Raw genomic sequence first — 22,984 nt, forward strand, 5'->3', positions numbered from 1 at the left:
ATTCGCCAAGCATTTTCAGCTACTGATTTTTCACAACCATGCCGGCGTCATGCGCCTGCTGGTCGGCATGATAGGAACTGCGCACCATCGCGCCGACTGCCGCGTGCGCAAAGCCCATTTTGTAGGCTTCTTCTTCATACATCTTGAACACGTCAGGATGCACATAGCGCCGCACCGGCAGGTGATTGCCGCTTGGCATCAGATACTGGCCGATGGTCAGCATGTCGACGTCGTGGGCGCGCATGTCGCGCATCACTTGCAGCACTTCTTCATCGGTTTCGCCGAGGCCGACCATGATGCCGGACTTGGTCGGGGTGTTCGGATGCAGCGCCTTGAAGCGCTTCAGCAGGTTCAGCGAATATTCGTAATCGGAACCCGGCCGAGCTTCCTTGTACAGGCGCGGCGCGGTTTCCAGGTTGTGGTTCATGACGTCCGGCGGCGCCAGGTTGAGGATTTCCAGGGCGCGGTCCATGCGGCCGCGGAAGTCCGGCACCAGGATCTCGATGCGGGTAGCGGGCGACAGCGCGCGCACGTGACGGATGCATTCGGCAAAGTGGCCGGCGCCGCCGTCGCGCAGGTCGTCGCGGTCGACGCTGGTGATGACCACGTAGTTCAGTTTCAGCGCGGCGATGGTCTTGGCCAGGTTTTCCGGCTCGTTGACGTCGAGCGGATCGGGACGGCCGTGGCCGACATCGCAGAACGGGCAGCGGCGGGTGCACTTGTCGCCCATGATCATGAAAGTGGCGGTGCCCTTGCCGAAGCATTCGCCGATATTCGGGCAGCTGGCTTCTTCGCACACCGTCACCAGGCTGTTGGCGCGCAGGATGTCCTTGATTTCATAGAAGCGCGAGGAAGGCGAGGCCGCCTTGACGCGGATCCAGTCCGGTTTCTGCAGGCGTTCGATCGGAACGATCTTGATCGGGATGCGCGCGGTCTTGCTGGCGCCCTTCTGTTTTTCGGACGGATTATAACTAGCGGTAGCAACAGTGGCTTCGGCTGGCAGAGACGGCGTGGTTTCTGTGGTCATGGTCTGGTGGAGTCCCGGAGGGCGCTCGGTTAAATCGCGCAGTTAAATCACGCAGTTAAATTTTTCTATCAAGTGGTCAGCAAGCGCTAACTGCATCTCAGAGAGAGCTATATCAACGCCTAGTGTTTTCATATCGACGGTCTGCAGGCCTTCGTAGCCGCACGGATTGATCCAGGAAAATGGCGTCAGGTCCATGGCGACATTGAGCGATACACCGTGGTAGGTGCAGCCGCTGGCCTTTATTTTCAATCCAAGCGCGGCGATCTTCGCACCCTGCCAGGCGCCGTCGGCGACATATATCCCGGGCGCGCCGGGCTTGCGTTCACCGGCCAGATTATACGCTGCCAGCGTGTCGATGACCGCCTGCTCGATGCTTCGCACGAATTCGCGCACGAAGACGCGGGCGGCGGGACGGCGGCGGCGCAAGTCCAGCAGCAGATAGATCACCACCTGGCCGGGGCCGTGATAGGTCACTTCGCCGCCGCGGTCGGTCTGGATTACCGGAATATCGTGCGGCGCCAGCACATGGCTCGGATCGGCGCCCAGACCCAGTGTATACACGGGCGGATGTTCGACTATCCATAGCTGGTCAGGGGTATCGGCGCTGCGGGCGGCCGTAAACGCGCGCATGGCCTCAAAGCTGACGGAGTAGGATTCGACGCCGCGCCGGATGATCTGAGGACTGGGCGGGTAATCGGGGGAACGGAGTTGCTGCGCACTGGACATAGGCGCAAGTGTAACGAAAAAAGGCGGCCGGCGTGCAAAAGCGGCTGGCGCGCCGACGCGCCGCCAGGTCCTCAGGGGGCCAATAAGGGGGTCAATAAGCTCTCCGGAGATTGCCAGTTTGGCAATCGGCTGATGCGCTGCAGCCAGGCCGCAACACGCGGCGGCGGCACGACTTCGGCGGCATCCGCCCAGAACAGGTAGCCGCACAGGGAAAAATCGGCGATGGTCGGCTGATCATCGATGATGAACGCGCGGCCGTCGGCCAGCTCTGTCTCCAGCTTGGCGATATCGATGTCAAAACGGCTTTGCAACCAGTCGACGGCGCCGGCCGGATAATCCTGCGGCGCAACGCTGCGCGCGGCACGCAGCTGCGGCAGGCACATGCCGAGCCGGTTAGCTTCCCAGAACAGCCATTCGCGCACGCGCGCCATGCGCAGCGGCGATTCGGCACCGAAGCCGCCGGTATGCTCGGCCAGGTGCATCAGGATGGCGTCGGACTGGATATACGGCACGCCGTTGTGCACCAGCAACGGCACCTCGCCGAATTTGGCCAGGCTGCGGAACGGCTCCGGCCGCAAATGGCGCGGCTGGCCGATATCGATAGACTGGTAAGCATGGGCAACGCCGCTGACCGCCAGCATCAGCCCGACCTTGTAAGCGTGTCCCGAATCGGCGTTGCCGTAGAACGTGATCTGATCCTGCATATCCGTCATCGGATCAGCATGTCGCCGGTGTGCCGCGCGGCGTCAGCGGCTTGCTGAAGCCGGCGCGTGCGCTGACTGCCGGCAGGCGGCCGGACAGCTGTTGCACTTGCACCACGCTGTTGCCCTTGTGGGCTTCGATGACGACATGGCTGTCGGCGGCGACATGCAGGAACTGGCCGGCGGACAGCCAGTAGTCGTCGCCCTGGCCCGAAACCGTCACCCACACCCGGCCTTGCGTGATTTGCAAGGTTTGCGCCACCGGCGCGATCACCGAGAGGGCTTGTCCGGCACCGATAGTCAAAGACTCATTAGCTAATAATTTTCTCATGATGCTGCTCCTTGAAACTGCTGGTATATTGATCGCTATATCCTGTTCAAAGCGCTTGATATAGCCATTCCTTGTTTCTACATGGCCATTTTAATCAACTGAAGAGTGTTAACAAAACGAGTAATTTTCCCCGTCCTTACTAGTTTTTCTCACATAAACCCGGGTCCGTCATGGCCGATCTCAGAAAATTGCCGAATCTCTCCGCCCTGCGCGCCTTTGAAGCCGCTGCCCGCAATGACAGTTTTTCGCGCGCCGCCGAGGAAATCTATGTGACGCCGGGGGCGATCAGCCACCAGATCCGCGCCCTGGAGCAGGAATTGGGCGTGCAGTTGTTCCTGCGCCACGGCAAGCGCATCACCATCACTGAGCAAGGCCAGCGCTTCGCCGCCACCATCCGCAAATCCCTGAGTGAAATCGCGATTGCTGCCGAAACGCTGAAATTCGACGCCAAGCAAAAGCGCCTGACGATCTCGGCCCTGCCCTCGTTTGCGGCGCGCTGGCTGGCGCCGCGGCTGTGGAAATTCATCGACCTGCATCCTGATACCGAAGTGGTGCTGCAATCGAGCAACCACCTCAATGACCTGGAGCGGGAACCGATCGATGTCGGCCTGCGCTACGGCCTGGGCAACTATCCCGGCCTGGTGGTGGAAAAACTGATGGACGATTTTTATTATCCGGTGGCCAGTCCGCACTACCGCGGCGGCAAGCTGCCGAAAACCCCGCAGGAACTGGAGCAGTGCAGTTTGCTGCGCATGGACACCGAATCTTCCTGGCTGCCCTGGTTCGAGGCGGCGGGAGTCGATCTGGTAGAGCCGAGCGGCGGGCTGCTGATCGAAGACGCTTCGATGCTGCTGCGTTCGGCTTCGGATGGCTTGGGGATAGCGCTGACGCGGCACGCGATTGCGCTGCAGGAAATTGCTTCGGGCGAGCTGGTGCGCCTGTTCGACGTCGTGGCGCGCTGCCCCTTATCCTATTATTTCGCCTGCACCAAGGAAGCGATGGACAAGCCGCAGGTGCAGGCTTTTCATCGCTGGCTGACAGCCGAGGTCCGCGCTTTCAAGGCGCAAAGCGAGTGGCCCGGGGAGCCCGAGCCCTGATCCAGGCTGGATTTACAGCACCATCTTGACCATTGGATGGGAAGACAAGGCGCGATACAGATTATCCAGCTGCTCACGGTGGATGGCATACACGTTGGCCGTCAGGCCGGTGTAGTTGCCCTTGGACGATGGCCGCACTTCCAGCTTGTCGATATGGAAAGTAGGGTCATGCTGCAGCACCACGCCGACGATGGTCTCAACGAAAGCATCATGCGTCGGTCCCATGATCTTGATGGGGAACACGCTGGGATATTCGATCAGGCTTTCTGCTGGATCGATGGGCTTGGTCAGGTCGGTCATGGTCATTTACTCTTCAGTGATGTTGCAGACAGATAGTTAGTTTACTCTCCTGGCTTATCAGCGGCGCGGCAATCTGCAAGAACGGCTTGTGCAAATGAAAACAGGGCGGAAATATCCACCCTGCAACCATTTTGCCAACTACCCGAAAGAAACCTGCTGCGTTCAGGCTGCGGCCTTGGCCTGCTGATAAGCCTCGTATAACTGCTTGTATATGGGGCCAGGAACGCCGTTTCCAATAGCCTTGCCGTCAATCGACACCACCGGCAACACTTCCTTGGTGGCCGACGACAGCAACACCTCATCGGCGCCGAATACCTCTTCGCGCGCAATCCGGCGCGCCTCGAAAGGAATGCCGCCGGCGGCGCACAGCTCCTCGATCAGGCGGTAGCGGATGCCTTCCAGGATCAGGTTGTCCTTGGGCGGGGCCATCAGCTTGCCGTGCTTGACGATCCACACATTGGACGAGGAAGCCTCGGTCAGCCAGCCGTCGCGGAACTGGATCGCCTCGACCACGCCGTGTTCGGCGGCGTTCTGCGCCGCCAATACGTTGCCCAGCAGCGAGATCGACTTGATCTCGCAATGCAGCCAGCGCTGGTCTTCCATTGCCACGCAGGGCACGCCGCTGGCGCGCAAGGCAGCGCTCGGCAGCACCAGCGGATTGGTCATGATGAACACGGTCGGCGTCAGCGGCTCCTTGGGAAAGGCATGGCCGCGCTTGGCGACGCCGCGGGTGACGTGGATGTAGACCATCTGGTCATCCGCCGGATGGGCCGCGATCACGCTGTTGATCAGCGCCATCCACTGCTCTTTGTCATGCGGATTTGGAATACTGATCTTGGCCAGGCTGCGGAACAGGCGCGCCAGGTGATGTTCGGACCGGAACAGCTTGCGGCCGTAGATGGGAACCACCTCATATACGCCGTCGCCGAAAATGAAGCCGCGGTCCAGCACCGGGATGCGCGCTTCGGACAGCGGAGTCATGCTGCCATTGAGATAGACCAGCGGATCTTGCATGATCGGATTCCTGAAAAAGTAGAGAAATCCATTCTGGCACAGCGATGAGCCGCAGGGTATGCAAAAAAAGTATGCGCAGGTGCGCCGGAACCGCCCGCACACGCCTGCCGCCGCAACAGATGATTTTGTGCGGTAGCATGTGCGTAATTCAACTTCCGGGAAGCCTCGGCGTTTCCCCTGCCCGCCCGCCATGACCAAGCCCCTTACCCGTTGCGCCTGGGCCAATCCGGCCAATCCGCGCTATCTGGCCTACCACGATGAGGAATGGGGCCAGCCCTGCCACGACGAAGTGCGCCTGTTCGAAATGCTGAACCTGGAAGGGGCGCAGGCCGGCCTCAGCTGGGAAACCATCCTCAACAAGCGCGAGAACTACTGGCGCGCGTTCGACGGCTGGAACGCCAAGAAGATCGCCCGCTACGACGAGGACAAGGTCGCCTCGCTGCTGGCCGACGCCGGCATCGTCCGCAACCGCCTCAAGGTAGCAGCCGCCATCAGCAACGCCCAGGCCTATCTGCGCCTGCAGACGGAACTGGGTGGGCTGGACGCCTATCTGTGGGCCTTCGTTGACGGCGCGCCGATCCAGAACCAATGGACATTACTGAGCGGCAACCCCGCCAAAACACCTTTATCGGACCGGATTTCCAAGGATCTGGCCAAGCGCGGCTTCAAATTCGTCGGTTCCACCATCATTTACGCCTACATGCAGGCGATCGGCATGGTCAACGACCACTGCGTCGAGTGCTTCCGCCACCATGCGGTAAAGGAGTAATTGTGCGCTGAGGCGGTTGCGGGCCGTCACACAAGGCATCAGCGCGCCGTTCCGCGATGCCTGAGGGGTTGTGCTGCTGTTATTGCCATGACAGCAGCCCTGCCGTCCCATCTCGCCTACGCTCACATCCCAGGTGAGATGCATCGGCGTTTGCTGCAGGCGTATGCCAAGTTGAACGCGGCTAAACAAGCAGCGTAAACGACAGCCGGGCGACGATTTGGATACCCGGATCGCCGCCCTCTTCCCGTTCCCGCACCATTCTGCTACATTCCCGCCATGCCTAAACTGACCTTAGACCGGATCCTGCAATCGCAAGGCTTCGGCAGCCGAAAATATTGCCGTGAGTTAATCGAAGATGGCGAAGTCGCCATCAACGGCACAGTCGTGACCGACTATAAATCCACGCCCGACACCGACGGCCTGGCGTTCACCCTGTTTGAAGAAGAATGGACCTATCGCGAGCACGTCTACATCGTGCTCAACAAACCCAGCGACATCGAGTGCTCGCGCAAGCCCAGCCACCATCCCGGCGTGCTGAGCATCCTGCCGGAGCAATTCAGCTGGCGCGACGTGCAGCCGGTCGGCCGCCTCGATCACGACACCACCGGCCTGCTGCTGATGTCGGACGACGGCAGCTTCATCCATGCCCAGTCGTCGCCCAAGCGCCACGTGCCCAAGCTGTACGTCGCCACCACGCATGAACCGGTGACCGAGGAACTGGTGCAAAGCCTGCTGGCCGGCGTCAAACTGCACGATGAGCCGCAAGCCCTGGCGGCCGTCAGCTGCCGCATGCTGGGTACGCATGAAATCGAGATCGTGCTGGAACAGGGCAAATACCATCAGGTCAAGCGCATGCTGGTCGCCGCCGGCAACCATTGCACTGCCTTGCGCCGCACCGCCATCGGCGGCCTGACGCTGGAGGCGCTGGAACTGGAAATAGGGGAATGGTGCTATCTGGAGCCGGAACACCTGGCCTTGCTGGCGCCAGCCTGAGGCGTAAAAAAAGCGCAGGGCCTATGCCTTGCGCTTTCCTGTTTCCGGCTGTTGCCGCAGCTTAGTGCGAGCGGATCATCGTACCGAAAGCCTGTTCGGTCAACACTTCCAGCAGCAGCGAGTGCTCGATGCGGCCATCGATGATGTGCACGGTGTTGACGCCCGACTTGGCCGCATCCAGGGCCGACGAAATCTTCGGCAGCATGCCGCCGGAGATGGTGCCGTCCTTGAACATCTCGTCGATTTCACGTGCCGACAAGTCAGTCACCAGATTGCCTTGTTTGTCTTGCACACCAGCAATATTGGTCATCATGATCAGCTTTTCCGCGTGCAGGATTTCAGCGATCTTGCCGGCCACGACGTCGGCATTGATGTTGTAGGCCTGGCCGTCGGCGCCGAAGCCGATCGGCGAAATGATCGGGATGAAGGCGTCGTCCTGCAGGGCCTTGACCACCGCAGGATTGATCGCTTCGATTTCGCCGACAAAGCCGATATCGAGGAATTCGCCCGGATGTTCGCGGTCCGGCATGCGGTATTTGCGGGCGCGGATCAGGCCGCCGTCCTTGCCGGTCAGGCCGACTGCCTGGCCGCCGTAGTGGTTGATCAGCATCACGATATCCTGCTGCACTTCGCCGCCCAGCACCCACTCCACCACTTCCATGGTTTCTTCGTCGGTGATCCGCATGCCTTGCACGAAAGTGCCCTGCTTGCCGATTTTCTTCAGCGCGTTGTCGATCTGCGGGCCGCCGCCGTGCACCACCACCGGATTCATGCCGACCAGTTTCAGCAAGATGACGTCGCGCGCGAAGCCGTGCTTCAGGCGTTCTTCGGTCATGGCGTTGCCGCCGTATTTGACGACGATGGTTTTCCCGTGGAATTGACGGATGTACGGTAACGCCTCGGCCAGAATTTCAGCTTTGATTCCTGGGGCAACGTTGGCAAGATCGTTGGTCAAATCGGCCATGAACAGTCCTACAAGAGATTTCCGGACAGCTGCCCGAGGAAGAATCGCGACCCGGCGAGCGCCGGCGGCCAACGATTCTTCTGGAACCTGGGACAGCTTGTCAGAAGAGAATAAAAGGGTGCAAAGACTGCAACTCGGGGGAGTTAAAAATCGCTGCGCGATGAATCAGCGAGATTTTACATTGAAATGCCTTGGCTTAGGTATGACAAGCGTGCGATGTGTTGCGTAGATATACCACGGCGGCCAAGATGGTTATCATGATGCTCGGGGCCTTCCCGACTTACTGCCCGCCTGAACAAAGGATAGCCGAAATGGCGCAATGCCCGTCTTGCCAGCAAGCGTTTTTCTGCGGCGCCGGCCAGCATCCGGACCAGCCCTGCTGGTGCAGCGGGCTGCCGCCGCTGGCCGGCGCCAGCCTGGCCGCTACCGCCAAGTGCTACTGCCCGGCCTGCCTGGAGCGCTTGCTGCAGGCGCAGGCCGCAACAACCGCTCAGAACCCCTCGCCTTGACGATCAAGGACAGCCGCGTACTTCCTGTGCGGGAAAATCGGTCTTGATCTTGTCGAACGCCAGCCTGGCGTCGCCGCCCATGTCGCGCAGCTGGAACGCGACCTTGCTGGAGCTGACGCTGCGGGTGCCGACCTTGGCGCCGCTCAGGCCGCGCTTGGCCAGGCTGGCGACCTGCTTCTGCGCCGCCTCTTCGGTCTTGAAGATGCCGAGCGAGATGCCGTAGCGCAGCGCGCTGGAATCCTGGATCACGAAAAAATCGCTGATGCCGAGGCGCCGCACTTCATCGGCCTTCTTGTCGGCCGCTTCCTTGCTGCCGAGCGAAGGCAGATAGACCATATGGCTGGCGACTTCCTGGATTTCCCGGCGCACGAACTTCAGGGTCGGCGTGCGTTCCGCCAGCTGGCTGGAAAAACGGCGCGCTTCGGAAGCGTTGAAATTGCCGATCTCGGTGCAAGCCACCGGCGCCAGGTCAGCCGCCGACGGCGCGCTCGCGGCCGCTGCGGCTGCCGGCGCCGCAGCCGCGGCAGGCGCGCCATCGCTGGCGACCAGCTTGATCTTGTCCGCCTGCAATTGCTTGCCGATGCGGGCCGGCTCCCGGCCATCGCTGTAGAACGCGCCCAGATAGCCCTTTTGCATGGCAAACAGGGTGGCGTTCGCCAGTAACAGCAGCCAAAAGAATAGTTTCAACATGTTTTAAATAGTCGCCGCAGCAGTTTGTAGACCGATCAATACCAGATTATCAACCGTTTCATGCCGGATGGACAGGTAGGGCGCAATCAGCGCCGCCGAGCCGCCCGCCACGATGCAGCGTACCGCCGCCCCCGCAGCCTGCTGCCCGAGCAGGGCAAAGCCGCGTTCGATCGCTCCGACCTGCGCGTTGATGCAACCGCTGATGATAGCGCCATCCGTGTTGTCTGCAAACTGCGTGTCGACTTGCACGTGGTCGGTGATATGCGGCAGTTTCGCAGTGCTGCGCGCCAGCGAGGTCGCCATCAGCCCCAGTCCCGGCAGGATCATGCCGCCGCTGAACACGCCGTCGGCCGTAACTGCGTCGATCGTGGTCGCCGTGCCGCAGGTGGCGACCAGCAAGGTCTCCTGCGGAAACAGCTGCTGCGCCCCCAGCGCCGCGGCGAAACGGTCGCAACCGAGCTGGGCCGGATCGCGATAGCCGTTGCGCAAGCCCGCCAGCTGCGGCGGCGAGGCAAACCAGCTGGGGCGCAAGGCGGCGCCGAACACGATCTCCAGCATGGTCTGCAGGCGTTCCTGCATGTGTTCGCCAGCCACATTCGAGATCAGGATGCGCGCCACCGTCTGCTTGCGCCAGCGTTCGCTCAGCATGGACAGCTCCGACAGCGCCGCCGAGCCGCTCTCCTGCCAGACGCCCGGCGCCGCCCCGGCCGCCGCCAGCGCCCATTTGATGCGGGTATTGCCGACATCGATCAATAGCATGGCCACGGCTCAGCCCTCCTTCACGCGCAATGAAATATCGCCGGCCATGATGGCCAGCGGACTGACGCCGCCATCCGGTTGCAGCATCAGGCGGCCGATCTGGTCGATGCCGAGCGCGCGGCCTTCGTGCAGCACCTTGCCCTGGTCCAGGATCAGCACTTGTTGGCCGGCAAACGCATGCAGCCGGTTCCAGCGCTCGACGAAGGCAGGTAAGCCCAGGCTTTCGAATTGCCGCATGCTTTGCGCCAGCGCGCTCAATAAAGACGCCAGCAGCAGGTCGCGGTCCTGCGCGGCCGCGGCCGGCAGGCTGGCGGCGCGCTGGCCGATCTGCTCCTGCAGCCGTTCCGATACGCTGAGATTGATGCCGATGCCGATCACCGCCCACACCTGCTGGTCGGGCGCGGTCGCGGTTTCGATCAGGATGCCGGCCAGCTTGCGGCCGCCCTGCAGCACGTCGTTAGGCCATTTCAGCTGCACCGCGACGCCGAAATCGGCCAGCGTCTCGGCAATCGCCACGCCCACCGCCAGCGGCAAGCCGACCAGCGCGTGCAGCGGCGCGGCGAACGGCCAGGCCAGCGAAAACGTCAGCGCTGCCGCCGGCGCCGTCAGCCAGGCGCGGCCGGCGCGGCCGCGGCCGGCGGTTTGAGTTTCCGCCGCCAGCAAAGTCGCTGCGCCGAGGCTGCCCTGGGCGATCCGCGCCAGCAAGTCGGCATTGGTGGAACCGGTCTCGGCCACCACTTCGATCCGGCAATGCTCGGCGTGATGGCCGGCAAAGGCAGCGATGCGGGCGGACGACAAATGGCCCGTGGAAGATGTTGGTGCAATAGTTTGTACAGTCATGCCGCGCATTGTAGCGGGAGTTATGGCGGAGTGCGGCCTGCAACGCACGGTCCAGCTATGGAAAACATGGCGACGACCGCTTTCAGCAGGCATTTTCATTTCATATCAGACAACTTGCTCTTCCCATTACACTTTCCCTACAAGTTTTATCACTACTGCAATAGTGCTAAGTACGATTCTCCCTTAAACTGGTGCGATGCCGAATCCCGATTCCTCCACGCCCGTTCTCGACGTTACAGATGGCAGCCTGGTCGCCGCGCGCGGCAACTGGCAGGTGCACGCCCTGACCCGGCCGGGCGTGATCCAGGCCATCCAGGCCAAGCTGAAAGGCCTGAGCCGGCAATCGGCCGCACTGCGCTGGGATCTGTCGCAAGTCGGCACGCTTGACCATATCGGCGCCCAGCTGCTGTGGAATGCCTGGGGCAAGCAGCGGCCGCAGCAACTGACGGTGGCGCCGCAGCACCGCGACTTCTTCCAGCGCCTGGCCGATGCCGGCCCCTTGCAGCTGCCGCCCAGGCCGCCGCGGCGGCGCCTGTTCAATATCATCTACGACATGGGCAGCGACACGCTCGGCCACATGGCCGGCTTCATCACCTTGCTGGGACAGCTGGTGCTGGATTTCCTGCGCATGCTGCAAGTGCCGCAGCGCGCGCCATGGAAAGAAATTTCCGCCAATATCTATCATGTCGGCTACCAGGCGCTCGGCATCACCGCGCTGGTCGGCTTCCTGATCGGCGTCGTGCTGTCTTTCCTGTCGGCGCAGCAGCTGCATACCTTCGGCGGCGATATCTACCTGGTCAACATCCTCGGCATGAGCATCATCCGCGAACTCGGGCCGCTATTGGCCGCGATCCTGGTGGCCGGCCGCTCGGGCTCGGCGATCACCGCCCAGCTGGGCGTGATGCGGGTCACGGAAGAACTGGACGCCATGCTGGTGATGGGCCTGCCGCACGGCTTCCGCCTGATCCTGCCGCGCGTGCTGGCCCTGCTGGTGGCGATGCCCCTGCTGGTGATCTGGACCGACGCTATCGCCTTGCTGGGCGGGATGACGGCGGCGCAATTGCAGCTGGGCCTGTCGCCGACCTATTTCCTGCAGCAGCTGCCGAATGCGGTGCCGCTGCCGAACTATCTGATCGGCCTTGGCAAAGGTGCGGTATTCGGCGGCCTGATTGCGATGGTGGCCTGCTATTTCGGCCTGCGCATCGAGCCCAATACCGAAAGCCTGGGCCATGGCACCACCACCTCGGTGGTGACCGCGATCACCATCGTGATCGTCGCCGACGCCATTTTCGCCATCATTTTCAGCGGCGTGGGGTTCTGATGGACGGCTCACAAACGATTATCGAGATCGACAAACTGTGGACCCAGTTCGGCCCGACGGTGATTCACCAGGACCTCGACCTGCGCGTCGCCGCCGGCGAAATCGTCGGCCTGGTGGGCGGCTCGGGCTCCGGCAAGACCACGCTGGTGCGGCAGATCCTCGGCCTCAACCGCCCCACCAAGGGCAAGGTCAGCGTCTTCGGCACCGATATCAGCCAGGCTGACGTTGAGCAGATGTATGCGCTGCAAAACCGCTGGGGCATGCTGTTCCAGCAAGGCGCGCTGTTTTCCGCGCTGACGGTGCTGGACAACGTCGCGCTGCCGATGCGCGAGCTGCGCGCCCTGCCCGACAGGCTGATCCGCGACGCCGCCCTGCTCAAGCTGCAGATGGCCGGCATCGGCCCCGAGCATGCGCTGAAGATGCCGTCCGACCTGTCCGGCGGCATGATCAAGCGAGTGGCGCTGGCGCGCGCGCTGGCGCTGGAGCCGGAACTGCTGTTCCTGGACGAACCGACCGCCGGCCTCGATCCTGCTTCATCTGCTGCGTTTATCGAACTGATACGCTCGCTGCACAAGGACATGCGCCTGACCGTGGTGATGATCACCCACGACCTGGAACCGCTGCTGGCGCTGTCGACCAGGATCGCTGTGCTGGCGGACAAACATGTCATTGCCTACGACACGCCGGAGCGCGTCATGAAAGTGCGCCATCCGTTCATCGAAACATTTTTTCTCACAGCCAACCGCTATGAACATGAAACCTGCGGCTGATTTGCAACCAAGCGGCTGCTGGCGGCATAGATAGGAAACACCATGGAAAACAAAGCACATGCCCTGATCGCCGGCTTGTTCACCGTGATCTTGCTGATCGCGGCGATCATCGGCGTCATGTGGTTCAACAGCGACCGCGTCGAACGGGTCCCTTATGAGATCGCCACCAAGCTGTCGGTGCCCGGCCTCAACCCGCAGGCCGACGTGCGTTATCGCGGGCTGGACGCCGGCAAGGTCGATACGATCACCTTCGATCCCAAGTTTCCCGGCCAGATCCTGATCAAGATCAAGATCAATCCAGACACGCCGGTGACGCAATCCACCTTCGCTACCCTGGGCTACCAGGGCGTGACAGGGATTGCCTATATCCAGCTGGACGACGACGGCAGCAAGCCGCTCAAGCTGGCCAGCAGCAAGCAGCACCTGGCGCGCATCGAGCTGCGTCCCAGCCTGTTCGACAACCTGCAGAGCAAGGGCGCGGTGATCCTGTCGCGCGCCGACGAAATGATCAGCAAGCTCAACGACCTGCTGGACCCGGAAAACCAGAAAACCATGATCAAGGCCTTCAGCGACGTCAGCCAGACCGCCGATGAATACCGAGGCATCCCGCAGAAACTGGAGCCGACCATCCGCCAGCTGCCTGCCCTGACCGGCGAGCTGAACCAGGCGCTGGCTTCGGTTACCGCGCTGTCGAACAACATGAGCGTGCTCAGCAAGAACCTCAACAGCCTGACCGCCAGCCTGCAAGGGCCGGACGGCGCCGTCACCAACCTGACGGGCGCGGTGCAGAACATCGGCTCGGTGGCCAGCGGCGTGGAATACGAGACGCTGCCGCGCTTCAATACGCTGACCAATGAAGCACGCACGTCGATGCGGACCCTGAACCAGACCCTGGACCACTTCAGCCAGCAGCCGCAAAGCATATTGTTCGGCAGCAAAGGCCTGCCGCCTGGCCCCGGTGAAGCGGGCTTTGTCGCGCCAGTAAGATAACGAATTGGGGACAGAGCTGCCCGGGTGGGGTTTAAAAGCCACCGTAGCGTGGCGAATTACACTTGCCGTGCGCCTCTGTCCTCAACTAACTATAAAAAGGTAAGCCATGACCATCCCACGAATCCTGTCGGCCCTCGCAGCGCTGGCTCTGGTTGCCGCTTGCGCCAGCAAGGTTGACGCGCCGACCCAGTACGATCTCGGCCTGCTGCCGAGCGCCGCCGCCAGCGCTGCGCCGGCCTTGTCCGCCATCAGCGTGGCCGACGTCAATACGCCCGCCTGGCTGGACAACAACATGATGTTCTTCCGCCTGGCCTATGCCAACGAACAGCAGCCGCGCCCCTACGCCAGCAGCCGCTGGACCATGCCGCCGGCGCAGCTGTTCCAGCAGCGCCTGAAAGCGCGCATGGCGCAGGCAGGCGGCGCCGTGCTGGCGATGTCGGACGCCGCGCTCAACGTTCCCCTGCTGCGCATCGATATGGACGACTTCACGCAAACCTTCGATACGCCCTCGCACAGCGTAGCGTTATTGCAGGTGCGCGCTTCGCTGTTCAACGGCCGCGTGCTGCTGGCGCAAAAGAGTTTCAGCAGCCGGGCGGAAGCCCCGAGCGCTGACGCCGCCGGCGCGGCGCGCGCTTTTGTCAGCGCCAATGACGCCGTGATCGGCGACATGATGGCCTGGCTAGCGACCGTGGCGCCGAAAAGATAATGTCGCAAACACTCGCACCCGAAACCACGGCGCCGCGTTCTTCCGCGGCCTCATCGTTTGCCCGCGTCAGCCTGCTGATTTACCTGCTGCTGATCATCTATGCCAGCTGGTACCCGTTTGCCGGCTGGCGCGATCTCGGACTGACCGCCTTCGCCTACCTGCGCGCGCCGCTGCCGCACTACTGGACCGTGTTCGATGTCTGGACCAACGTCGCCGGCTACCTGCCGCTGGGCATGCTGATGGTCTTGTCCCTGCCGCGCTCGCGCCGCTGGCCGCCGTACTGGGCGGTGCTGCTGGCCACCGTGGCCGGGGTGCTCATCTCCGGCAGCATGGAAGCAGTGCAGACCTTCCTGCCGACCCGGGTCGCCTCCAACCTGGACCTGATGACGAACAGCATCGGCGCCCTGCTCGGCGCGGTGCTGGGGGCCATCCTGCGGCCGCGCTTCGGGCCTGACAGCCGCCTGCTGCAGCTGCGCGAACGCTGGTTCAACCGCGAAGCCAGCCAGGGCATGGTGGTGGTCGCTTTGTGGCCGCTGGCGCAAATCTATCCGCTCAGCCACCTGTTCGGCTTCGGCCAGGTCACCTCGATGCTCTCCACCTGGCTATCCGACCTGCTGGAACAGCCAGTCGACCTGCAAGGCTGGATCACCAACGATTTCCAGTTCAGCGCCGACCAGTACTGGCTGACCGAAACCATCATCACCGCGTGCGGCCTGACCGGCGCCGCCCTGACCTTCCTCATCCTGCTGCGCCAGCAGGCGCCGAAGCTGCCGCTCAGCCTGCTGCTGGTGTTCCTCGCCTTGATGGCCAAGACGCTGGCGACAGCGCTGCTGTTCGCCCCGGACAACGCCCTGGTCTGGCTCACCCCCGGCTCCTTCGGCGGCTTGCTGATCGGCGGCCTCATGCTGAGCGGCCTGGCCTACGCGCCGCAGCGGGCGCAACGCCGGCTGGCGGCGCTAACCCTGATCATCACGCTGCTGCTGGTCAATGTCATGCCGGACAACCCGTATTACACCGAAACCCTGCAGACCTGGACCCAGGGCAAATTCCTCAACTTCAACGGCGTCGCCCAGTTCCTGGCCCTGCTGTGGCCGTTTTGCACGCTGTGGTTCCTGTTTCATCCGATGCACAAGCGGCGCGCCAACAAGCAGCAGCGCGATTCCAGGTAGCGGCCGCGCCTGGCCGGCCGCACCTGGCCGGTCGCCAGGAAACAAAGTCCCGGCGGGTGTATGATTCCTGCTTCCTGCTTCCTGCTTGCAGCGCGCAACCCACCATTCCAACACCATGAGCGACAAACCCTTTTACGAACACCACGTCTTCTTCTGCCTCAACCAGCGCGCCCCCGGCGAACGGGTTTGCTGCGCCAACAGCGGTGCGCAGGCAGCCCAGGAACATGCAAAGAAACGCATCAAGCAGCTCGGCCTGGCCGGCGACGGCAAGGTGCGCATCAACAAGGCCGGCTGCCTGGAGCGCTGCGAAGAAGGGCCGGCGCTGGTGATTTATCCGCAGGGCGTCTGGTATACCTACGTCGACAATGAAGACATCGACGAAATCATCGACGTCCATATCGTCGGCGGCAAGATCGTCGAGCGTCTCAAAATATAAGCCGCTACGCAGTACATCACATCGTCACCCAGTTGAATTGATCCAATGAACGCCCAAACCTTATCCTTCTTCATCGCCGGCGCTGTCGGCCAGCTTGAATGCGCACTCGACCTGCCTGACGCCGCAACTTTTCCAGAGCCGCGCGGCCTGGCGCTGGTGGCCCATCCCCATCCGCTGTTCGGCGGCACCATGGACAACAAGGTGGTGCATACGCTGGCGCGCGGCTTCCTGGCACTCGGCTATGTCACGGTGCGCATGAATTTCCGCGGCGTCGGCAAATCCGAAGGCGCGCACGACGAAGGACGCGGCGAGACCGACGACATGGCGCTGCTGCTGGCCCATATGCGCCGGCAGTATCCTGATTTGCCGCTGGCGCTGGGCGGTTTTTCGTTCGGCACCTTCGTGCAGTCGCAATTGCAGCAGCGGCTTATCGATGCCGGCACGCCGGCCGAGCGGCTGGTGCTGATCGGCACTGCCGCCGGCAAATGGCCGATGCCGGCCGTGCCGGCCAACAGCATCCTGATCCACGGCGAACTGGACGAAACCATTCCGCTGACCGCGGTGTTCGAATGGGCGCGCCCGCAAGACATCCCGGTAATCGTGATTCCCGGCGCCGATCATTTTTTTCACCGGCGCTTGCAACATATCAAGAATCTCATGGTCGGAATGTGGCATCGCTGAAAGGCCGTGCTTGACGGCGATTCCGGCAGCGCTCCAACGTGCCGGAATTGTTGTTAAGCCGATCAGATCGGCGGTAGCGCTATAATTCTGTCGGCACGTTTGTTTGCGGTTGTTTGCTCACCGTCTCCGCTTGGGCATTTTTTCAACCCGTTTTTCAACCCATTCACGCCAACAAAGTTGCTCCTTGTAATCATTGATGCAGGTTTGCTGGCGCTGATTTCATTACTCGATATTCCATGAAAAAAATATTCGCGGCGCTCGCTGCAACTGTCCTCTCCATATCCGTTGCCTTTGCCCAGACCCTGCCGTCGCCGACAGTAGCGGCAAAATCATGGTTGCTGCTGGACACCACCAGCAACCAGGTGATCGCCTCGCAAGATCCTGACATGCGCATCGAGCCGGCCTCGCTGGCCAAGATCATGACCGCCTACGTGGTCTTCGACGCCCTCAAGACCAAGAAGGTCAGCCTCGACCAGATGGTGACCGTCTCGGTGCGCGCCTGGAAGGTCGACCCGAGCAGCTCGAAAATGTTTATCGATCCGGCGACGCCAGTGTCGATCAATGACCTGCTGTACGGCCTGATGGTGGTATCGGGCAACGACGCCGCGGTAGCGCTGGCGGAAGCCGTGGCCGGCACTGAAGATTCCTTCGTCGCGCTGATGAACCACGAAGCCGAGCGCATGGGCATGAAGAACACGCACTTCGGCAATCCGCACGGCTTGCCAAGCGCCGACACCTACTCCACCGCGCGCGACCTGGCCACGCTGGCAGCACACGTGATCGCCGATTTTCCCGAGTTCTACAAGATCGACTCGACCAAGAAGTACACCTACAACAAGATCACCCAGCCTAACCGCAACCGCCTGCTGTGGAGCGATCCGACCGTCGACGGCATGAAGACAGGCCACACCAGCAGCGCCGGCTATTCCATCATCGCCAGCGCCAAGCGTCCGAACGCCGGCGGCGACCGCCGCCTGCTGACTGTCGTGATCGGCACCAACTCCGACGGCACCCGCACGCAGGAAGCGCAAAAGCTGCTGAACTGGGGCTACCAGAACTTTGACGCGGTCAAGCTGTACGCCAAGGATCAGCCAATCGACACGCCGCAAGTCTGGAAAGGCGCCAAGAGCCTGGTCAAGATCGGCTTCACGCACGACGTCTACGTGACCGTGCCGAAGAGCATCGCCGACAAGATCAAGCCAGTGCTGGAACGCACCGATCCGCTGATCGCGCCGATCCAGCAGAACGCCAAGGTTGGCACGGTCAAGGTCAACGCCGACGGCAAGACGATTGCCGAATTTCCGGTGGTGGCGCTGGAGAACGTCGGCCAGGCCACCATCTTCGGCCGCGCCTGGGATTCGATCCGCTTGATGTTCAAATAAATGCAGAAAACAGATGTGTGGCTTGCGCAAGCTCACCGAGCAGTGCCTGCTGGGGGCTGCGTGCCGGAGCATATGTCTTGATGCGCCATTTCCTCCTGCGTGGCGCCTTCCTCTGCCGATCGCCTGTTTTTAGTGTCGCGCGCAATTCGGCGCATAAAAAAAACCCACCAAAAATGGTGGGTTCGTCAGCAACCTGAAGGGCCACCGCACTGCGATGGCTTTTTTTTTTGGGGGGGGGGAATTATTTTTGCATATTTCTAGGTGGATTCAATCCGCGCGGGACACCGCCACCATTGGGAACTGTACACGCCGGATTATTCGCCGCTGCGTATGCGCCCGCAGCAAGAGCGCCAAGGCCAGCAGTAATCGGGGCCCACGGACCTCCAATTGCTGCACCAGCAACAGCTCCAATCCCACCTGCTCCAAGTACCACCGATGCGCATTCATTTGCACCAGCACCGCTAACTTGATCCGCTTCTTTTAAAGAGAGAACTTCCATTATTACCCCGTCAGTTTGTTGATGAGAGAGAATTAACTATCGGATTTTGATAGTTCCTTTTTTGATGATGACCTCGCCCTAAGAGCAATTAATAGTGAAGGGGCCGCTAAAGGCAGCAGCCACTTTCCTGGGTAGTTCAGCAAATGATCCAAAGCAAATGATGCTGAAAACTTCAGAGAGATCATCAAGAAAAACAGCGCAAAAAGTACTAGGAAGGACAATAGGAACCTTGAAAGCGACGATATGTAACGATTGCTCGAATGAAGGTAATTGACCATGATTTCTCCTCATGAAATGCGGGGGGCTTAAGCGTAAACAATTTTGGCTGAATCACCCAGCAATTTCTATGATTCAACTATTTGCGTAAACAATTTTACATCTTTATTTGAAGACAAAATATTTATTTTTAGATAACAATGAGACTTGCAATTGCGGGAGATGAATATCCAACCCGTGCGCGCCAAACTCGGACTGGTCAGCAAAACGGCAACTATCCACGAGTTGCCGTACAAGAACCGCAAAGCGAAAATCACAGAACCAGAACCCCTACACCATAAAGCACTAGCGGATAGCTGGCCGCAGTCAAATTCCCTCTAAAGAAAAACGGCCCGATCTGGGCCGTCTCCGAAACTGGAAGGCTTTTTCTATAATGGGGCATGCTAAAAATCCCTGCGCCGTACCGGCACGAGCTGAAAATGGTGACGCTGGAAAGCCTTGTGCCCAGTGATCATCTGTTACGCAAGATCGCCGCCGCATCGATTTTGAATTTATCCGGGCGGAGGTAGCGCATCTGTACTGCGCCGATAACGGTCGCCCGGCGCCCGATCCGGTGGTGCTGTTCAAGCTATTGTTCATCGGCTATCTGTTTGGCGTGCGCAGTGAGCAGCAGTTGATGCGCGAGGTGCAAGTAAACGTGGCCTATCGCTGGTTCGCTGGTGTCAGGCTGACCGACAAGGTGCCGGACGCGTCGACGTTCTCGCAGAACCGGCGTCGGCGCTTCACCAACACCACGGTATATCAAGCCATCTTCGATGAGATCGTGCGTCAGGCGATAGGGCGCGGGATGGTAGATGGCAGTGTGCAACAGCGCCAATGGCGTGAAGGTCGTGGTGCGGCACGTATGGGTGCGCGCCAAGGAGCGTGTCAACGCCAGGCGGCTGACCGAATGGGGCAAGCGTATGTATACGCAACGCAAGGAAACGGTGGAGCGCAGTTTCGCCGGCGCCAAGCAGCTACACGGCCATCGCTACGTAAAGATGCGTGGCTTGCGCAAGCTCGCCGAGCAGTGCCTGCTGGGGCTTCGTGTCAGAGCATATGTCTTGATGCGCCATTTCCTCCTGCGTGGCGCCTTCCTCTGCCGATCGCCTGTTTTTAGTGTCGCAGCGCAATTCGGCGCATAAAAAAACAAAACCCACCAAAAATGGTGGGTTCGTCAGCAACCTGAATTGACAGCTGCGGCTGTCAATTTTTTTACAAAGAATCATTCGCATGCAATGGCTGGACAACTGTATCACTCCGTAGCATCTCGTTACAATTTTGTTTCTACGTAACAATTAAATACATTGCAGCCGGTGAAAATCGGGAGGTACACTCCTTCCCCATGGTCAACCCTGGCCATCATATAAATGCTGTAGCGCGCACCACAATGCGGCGCCGACACATGGCAGTACAACAGGAGGAATAACATGATGCTCAGCTTCATTCGTTTCCAGCCGTACGCCCTTCAAGCCGCCTCAAGACCTCCCGCCTCGCCTCTGCACTCCTAGCTTCTCGTTTCCTTCGCTTTACCGAATTTCAACCCTGGCGTCCTGCGCCCGGGTTGTCTTAGACGCACCCGTCGTTCCGCCATGGCAGGTGGCGGCCCGCCCGTGCGTCGATTCTGAAGCGAGAGGCAATCTCGCTCCAGTTGCGGTAACCGGACGCTCCCGATCGGACATCCGGCTATGTCAATTCACATCAACTATGGAGAGATGCAATGAAATTGAATCGCAAATTAGTCGTGCTGGCGCTGTCTTGCGCGTATGCCAGTGTTGCACTTGCAGGCGCAGTCAAGGGATCCAGCGACTCAGTCTACAAGCCAACCGGCAAGGGCTGGGGCGAACTCGACCTGGACGTGCAGACGCACAAGCAAAAAGTGGCGACCCTGAGGGCCCAGCGCACCGCCAACCTGACCGACCAGGGCGGCCCTGTGATGACCGGACCAAAGAACATCTACTACATCTGGTACGGCACCTGGGACAGCGCTTCGCAAAACGTGCTGACCAACCTCGGCAACCACATCGGCGGTTCACCTTATTTCAACATCAACACCACTTACACCAATAAGGCCGGCACGCATGTGCAGAACGTCGTCAACTACGCCGGCACCACTACCGACAGCGGTTCGCTCGGCACCCAGCTCTCCGATGCGAACATCGAAACCATCGTCGCCAACAAGATCAATTCCGGCGCGCTGCCACTGGATGCGAACGGCGTCTACTTCGTGCTGACCGACAAGAACACCACCGCCACTTCGGGTTTCTGCACCCAGTATTGCGGCTGGCATACCAACGCCACGATCAACGGCCAGGATATCAAGTACGCCTTCATCGGCAATCCTGAAACCCAGTGCGCCAGCTCGTGCGGCGCCAATACGCCAAGCCCGAACAACACGCCGGGCGCGGACGCGATGGCCAGCATCATTTCGCATGAGCTCGAAGAATCGACTACCGATCCGGATGGCAACGCCTGGTACGCGCTGTCCAACGGCATGGAAAACGGCGACAAATGCGCATGGAATTTCGGCGCCACGTCGACCGCCGCCAACGGCGCTGCTTACAACCAGACCTTCGGCACCATGAAATACCTGATCCAGCAGAACTGGACACTGCTGCCGAGCCAGGCTTGCGCCCAGCACTATCCGTGATGGCAAGACGGCCGTGATGTAACATGGAATTCCGCCGCGGAGCGCTCCGCGGCGGAGCTTCAGTTGGTCTTTCCCATTCAATCGCCGAGTCCATGCCATGAAAAAACTTCCTCTCCTGCTGGCGCTGCTGCTGGCGCATCCGCTATCCGGTTTCGCCCAGCAAGCCGCCGCCCCGCTCCAGAGAACCATACCGACCGTCACCCGCACGGTACAGATTTTCAGCACCCTGGAAAACGAACTGAACGACGCCATCCAGCAGCGCAATAACGGCATCATCGATAAGCGCCTCGCCGACAACTACGAATTGCGCACCGCCGCCGCTCCCGGCACGCCGACGCCGCGCGCGGAATGGATCGCCAGCGCCCTGAAGCAGGCGCCGTTCGCATCGCAGGTGCAACAGATGGCGGTGCATGAGTATGGCAGCCTGATGGTCGTCAGCTTCCTCTGGTCGCTCGATGTTGCCGCCTCCGATCCGCTGGCAAAGAACATATTTGTCGTCGATACCTGGAAACAGGTCGAGGGCGACTGGAAACTGGCGACCCGTTACGCCGCGCCGGCCGACGCAATGAACAAGAAGGTGCCGGGCGTAGACCTGTCCGGCATCGACGCCAAGAAAAAAATCTGACGCTGAAACCTGTCTCATCCTGTCTCTATTTTTATCAATGGAAACGCCATGACCCGCCTCAAGAAAATCCCGCTCCTGCTGCTTGTCCTGGCAGCCGCGAGCGCCAGCGCCGAGACCGCGCAGGAAGCCCGCATCAAGAAACTGATCGAGCCGCGCATGGGTGTCGGCATCAAGGTCGATTCGGTGAGCAAAACCCCCTATGGCGGACTGTATGAAGTGCGCACCAACGGCGACATTTTCTACACCGATGAAAACGCCGACTACATCGTGGTCGGCAAGATCATCGACAGCCATACCTACAAGGATTTGACCAAGGAAAGAGTGGATCAGCTGGCGACGATCAATTTCGCCGACCTGCCGCTCGATGCGGCGGTCAAGACCGTCAAAGGCAACGGCAAGCGGGTGCTGGCGATCTTCGAAGATCCGAACTGCCCCTACTGCAAGAATCTGCACAAGACCCTGCAGGAAATCGACAATGTGACGGTCTACACTTTCCTGCTCAATATCCTGTCCGACGATTCGGTAGTGAAGTCCCGCGACATCTGGTGCTCGGCGGACCGCAGCAAGGCCTGGAACGACTGGATGACGAACGGCAAAGCCGCAGCGGCGGCCGCGCCGGCCTGCCCGACGCCCAGCGACAAGGTGCTGGCCTTAGGCAAGAAGCTGCGCATCGTCGGCACGCCCACTGTGTATTTTGCCGACGGCAGCCGCACCGGCAGCGCGCTCGACGCCAAGGCCCTGGAGCAGAAGCTGGCCTCCTTGAAGTAAGCTTGGCGTATC

26 protein-coding genes and 1 pseudogene are annotated in these 22,984 nt (G+C 60.8%); 17 read left to right on the forward strand and 10 right to left on the reverse strand.

Going from position 1 to position 22,984, the window contains the following annotated elements; all coding sequences use genetic code 11:
- Positions 1 to 19 precede the first annotated feature (19 nt).
- The 4 genes from lipA to KHU30_RS09880 form a co-directional block, all read right to left on the reverse strand.
- Complete coding sequence (gene lipA / locus KHU30_RS09865; protein WP_211442485.1) at positions 20 to 1,027, reverse strand: lipoyl synthase; 1,008 nt, start codon at positions 1,025 to 1,027, stop codon at positions 20 to 22.
- 42 nt (positions 1,028 to 1,069) lie between these two features.
- On the reverse strand, positions 1,070 to 1,753 hold the full coding sequence (gene lipB, locus KHU30_RS09870) for a lipoyl(octanoyl) transferase LipB (RefSeq protein ID WP_211442486.1): 684 nt from the start codon (positions 1,751 to 1,753) through the stop codon (positions 1,070 to 1,072).
- A 71-nt stretch (positions 1,754 to 1,824) separates the two neighbouring features.
- Positions 1,825 to 2,466 carry a glutathione S-transferase family protein gene (locus KHU30_RS09875; protein ID WP_230427300.1) on the reverse strand — a complete coding sequence of 214 codons (642 nt, stop codon included), beginning with the start codon at positions 2,464 to 2,466 and terminating at the stop codon, positions 1,825 to 1,827.
- Between the two features lie 4 nt (positions 2,467 to 2,470).
- Complete coding sequence (locus tag KHU30_RS09880; RefSeq protein WP_211442487.1) at positions 2,471 to 2,785, reverse strand: DUF2917 domain-containing protein; 315 nt, start codon at positions 2,783 to 2,785, stop codon at positions 2,471 to 2,473.
- Positions 2,786 to 2,955: 170 nt separating this feature from the next.
- Between KHU30_RS09880 and gcvA the strand changes: the two genes are divergently transcribed.
- Positions 2,956 to 3,882 carry a transcriptional regulator GcvA gene (gene gcvA / locus KHU30_RS09885; RefSeq protein WP_211442488.1) on the forward strand — a complete coding sequence of 309 codons (927 nt, stop codon included), beginning with the start codon at positions 2,956 to 2,958 and terminating at the stop codon, positions 3,880 to 3,882.
- A 12-nt stretch (positions 3,883 to 3,894) separates the two neighbouring features.
- On the opposite strand, the gene KHU30_RS09890 is transcribed toward gcvA, so the two are convergent.
- Positions 3,895 to 4,182, reverse strand: coding sequence for a DUF493 family protein (locus tag KHU30_RS09890; protein ID WP_098494497.1), 288 nt, complete (start codon positions 4,180 to 4,182; stop codon positions 3,895 to 3,897).
- A 162-nt stretch (positions 4,183 to 4,344) separates the two neighbouring features.
- Complete coding sequence (locus KHU30_RS09895; protein ID WP_211442489.1) at positions 4,345 to 5,196, reverse strand: D-amino acid aminotransferase; 852 nt, start codon at positions 5,194 to 5,196, stop codon at positions 4,345 to 4,347.
- Between the two features lie 190 nt (positions 5,197 to 5,386).
- Between KHU30_RS09895 and KHU30_RS09900 the strand changes: the two genes are divergently transcribed.
- Both KHU30_RS09900 and KHU30_RS09905 read left to right on the forward strand, forming a co-directional pair.
- Positions 5,387 to 5,965, forward strand: coding sequence for a DNA-3-methyladenine glycosylase I (locus tag KHU30_RS09900; protein ID WP_211442490.1), 579 nt, complete (start codon positions 5,387 to 5,389; stop codon positions 5,963 to 5,965).
- A 276-nt stretch (positions 5,966 to 6,241) separates the two neighbouring features.
- The gene (locus KHU30_RS09905) at positions 6,242 to 6,958 is read left to right on the forward strand and encodes a pseudouridine synthase (RefSeq protein ID WP_211442491.1); all 717 of its coding nucleotides are present in this window, start codon (positions 6,242 to 6,244) and stop codon (positions 6,956 to 6,958) included.
- 61 nt (positions 6,959 to 7,019) lie between these two features.
- Here the strand turns inward: KHU30_RS09905 and argB are convergent, their stop codons facing one another.
- On the reverse strand, positions 7,020 to 7,922 hold the full coding sequence (gene argB, locus KHU30_RS09910) for an acetylglutamate kinase (protein ID WP_038493964.1): 903 nt from the start codon (positions 7,920 to 7,922) through the stop codon (positions 7,020 to 7,022).
- A gap of 257 nt (positions 7,923 to 8,179) precedes the next feature.
- Here argB and KHU30_RS09915 point away from each other — a divergent pair, with 257 nt between their 5' ends.
- A complete protein-coding gene (locus KHU30_RS09915) occupies positions 8,180 to 8,431 on the forward strand; it encodes a cysteine-rich CWC family protein (RefSeq protein WP_230427301.1) in 252 nt (83 codons plus the stop codon).
- Between the two features lie 3 nt (positions 8,432 to 8,434).
- Here the strand turns inward: KHU30_RS09915 and KHU30_RS09920 are convergent, their stop codons facing one another.
- From KHU30_RS09920 to KHU30_RS09930, 3 genes are read right to left on the reverse strand one after another with little or no spacing between them, the layout of a single operon-like run.
- Positions 8,435 to 9,121, reverse strand: coding sequence for an SPOR domain-containing protein (locus KHU30_RS09920; RefSeq protein ID WP_211442492.1), 687 nt, complete (start codon positions 9,119 to 9,121; stop codon positions 8,435 to 8,437).
- A 3-nt stretch (positions 9,122 to 9,124) separates the two neighbouring features.
- Positions 9,125 to 9,880, reverse strand: coding sequence for a type III pantothenate kinase (locus KHU30_RS09925; protein ID WP_211442788.1), 756 nt, complete (start codon positions 9,878 to 9,880; stop codon positions 9,125 to 9,127).
- Between the two features lie 9 nt (positions 9,881 to 9,889).
- The gene (locus tag KHU30_RS09930) at positions 9,890 to 10,720 is read right to left on the reverse strand and encodes a biotin--[acetyl-CoA-carboxylase] ligase (protein WP_211442493.1); all 831 of its coding nucleotides are present in this window, start codon (positions 10,718 to 10,720) and stop codon (positions 9,890 to 9,892) included.
- A 196-nt stretch (positions 10,721 to 10,916) separates the two neighbouring features.
- Here KHU30_RS09930 and KHU30_RS09935 point away from each other — a divergent pair, with 196 nt between their 5' ends.
- The 13 genes and pseudogenes from KHU30_RS09935 (at position 10,917) to KHU30_RS09990 (ending at position 22,972) form a co-directional block, all read left to right on the forward strand.
- Positions 10,917 to 12,041, forward strand: coding sequence for an MlaE family ABC transporter permease (locus KHU30_RS09935; RefSeq protein ID WP_211442494.1), 1,125 nt, complete (start codon positions 10,917 to 10,919; stop codon positions 12,039 to 12,041).
- On the forward strand, positions 12,041 to 12,811 hold the full coding sequence (locus KHU30_RS09940; protein ID WP_211442495.1) for an ABC transporter ATP-binding protein: 771 nt from the start codon (positions 12,041 to 12,043) through the stop codon (positions 12,809 to 12,811). Before KHU30_RS09935 ends, KHU30_RS09940 begins: the two co-directional genes overlap by 1 nt.
- A 42-nt stretch (positions 12,812 to 12,853) precedes the next feature.
- Positions 12,854 to 13,801 (forward strand): MlaD family protein, encoded by a 948-nt coding sequence (locus tag KHU30_RS09945; RefSeq protein ID WP_211442496.1) that lies wholly within the window; start codon positions 12,854 to 12,856, stop codon positions 13,799 to 13,801.
- 106 nt (positions 13,802 to 13,907) lie between these two features.
- A complete protein-coding gene (locus KHU30_RS09950) occupies positions 13,908 to 14,507 on the forward strand; it encodes an ABC-type transport auxiliary lipoprotein family protein (RefSeq protein ID WP_211442497.1) in 600 nt (199 codons plus the stop codon).
- Positions 14,507 to 15,676: a VanZ family protein gene (locus KHU30_RS09955; RefSeq protein WP_211442498.1), complete on the forward strand. Its 1,170-nt coding sequence runs from the start codon at positions 14,507 to 14,509 to the stop codon at positions 15,674 to 15,676. Before KHU30_RS09950 ends, KHU30_RS09955 begins: the two co-directional genes overlap by 1 nt.
- A 115-nt stretch (positions 15,677 to 15,791) precedes the next feature.
- Positions 15,792 to 16,112, forward strand: coding sequence for a (2Fe-2S) ferredoxin domain-containing protein (locus tag KHU30_RS09960; RefSeq protein WP_211442499.1), 321 nt, complete (start codon positions 15,792 to 15,794; stop codon positions 16,110 to 16,112).
- 45 nt (positions 16,113 to 16,157) lie between these two features.
- On the forward strand, positions 16,158 to 16,793 hold the full coding sequence (locus tag KHU30_RS09965; protein ID WP_211442500.1) for an alpha/beta hydrolase: 636 nt from the start codon (positions 16,158 to 16,160) through the stop codon (positions 16,791 to 16,793).
- Positions 16,794 to 17,029: 236 nt separating this feature from the next.
- Entirely contained in the window at positions 17,030 to 18,175 is a 1,146-nt protein-coding gene (locus KHU30_RS09970; RefSeq protein ID WP_211442501.1) for a D-alanyl-D-alanine carboxypeptidase family protein, read from the forward strand.
- A 1,155-nt stretch (positions 18,176 to 19,330) separates the two neighbouring features.
- Positions 19,331 to 19,755 (forward strand): annotated as a pseudogene (locus KHU30_RS09975) (transposase); the annotation flags it as partial.
- Positions 19,745 to 20,074, forward strand: a complete 330-nt coding sequence (locus tag KHU30_RS25840; protein ID WP_456236964.1) for a transposase — start codon at positions 19,745 to 19,747, stop codon at positions 20,072 to 20,074. The pseudogene KHU30_RS09975 and the gene KHU30_RS25840, both read left to right, overlap by 11 nt.
- Positions 20,075 to 20,649: 575 nt before the next feature.
- Positions 20,650 to 21,579: a hypothetical protein gene (locus KHU30_RS09980; protein WP_211442502.1), complete on the forward strand. Its 930-nt coding sequence runs from the start codon at positions 20,650 to 20,652 to the stop codon at positions 21,577 to 21,579.
- 97 nt (positions 21,580 to 21,676) lie between these two features.
- The gene (locus KHU30_RS09985; RefSeq protein WP_211442503.1) at positions 21,677 to 22,204 is read left to right on the forward strand and encodes a nuclear transport factor 2 family protein; all 528 of its coding nucleotides are present in this window, start codon (positions 21,677 to 21,679) and stop codon (positions 22,202 to 22,204) included.
- Positions 22,205 to 22,252: 48 nt separating this feature from the next.
- Positions 22,253 to 22,972: a DsbC family protein gene (locus tag KHU30_RS09990; protein ID WP_211442504.1), complete on the forward strand. Its 720-nt coding sequence runs from the start codon at positions 22,253 to 22,255 to the stop codon at positions 22,970 to 22,972.
- Positions 22,973 to 22,984 lie beyond the last annotated feature (12 nt).

The organism is Collimonas humicola, from assembly GCF_018304945.1.
Lineage (GTDB): Bacteria > Pseudomonadota > Gammaproteobacteria > Burkholderiales > Burkholderiaceae_D > Collimonas > Collimonas humicola.